Source organism: Collinsella sp. AF29-7AC (genome assembly GCF_003475665.1).
In the GTDB taxonomy this organism is placed as follows: domain Bacteria; phylum Actinomycetota; class Coriobacteriia; order Coriobacteriales; family Coriobacteriaceae; genus Collinsella.
Genome location: NZ_QRQX01000054.1, coordinates 556 through 992 on the forward strand (window position 1 = coordinate 556; position 437 = coordinate 992).

A 437-nucleotide genomic window follows, 5' to 3' on the forward strand; every position below is an offset into this window, starting at 1 on the left:
CCTACCTGCCCGGATATGCCGAGAAGCAGGCCCGCGGGATGTTCCCCGGCATCGCGAAGACCGACGCCATCGACGCCGAGGTGATCGCGCGCACCGCGCTCGGCGTGCCCCGCGCCCTCAGACCGGCGCCCGAGGAGCCCGAGGGGACCGCCTCGCTTCGGATCCTGTCGTCGCAGCGCGAGTTCGCGTCGTCCGCCAGGACCCGCGCGAAGAACAGGCTGCGCGCGACCCTGCTCGAGGCCGACCCCGCGCTCGAGGGCGCGGTCGACCCGTCGAGCCGCTGGCAGGTGTCGATGCTGGCCGAGTTCGGCGGGGCCGCCGGGTGCTCGGCCGCCGGCTGGCGCAGGTTCTCGAACGCCGCCAGGCGCGCGGGCGCCCCCGCGGCGGGGGCCAGGAGGCTCTGGGAGGCGCTGCTGGCCTCGTCGCGCTCGGGAAGG

The 437-nt window shown here is 76.4% G+C and carries 1 protein-coding gene; it reads left to right on the forward strand.

Annotation, left to right across the window (positions count from 1 at the left end; genetic code table 11):
* The coding region (locus tag DWZ15_RS10315) for a transposase (protein ID WP_199580081.1) at window positions 1–437 on the forward strand (437 nt) is incomplete at both ends.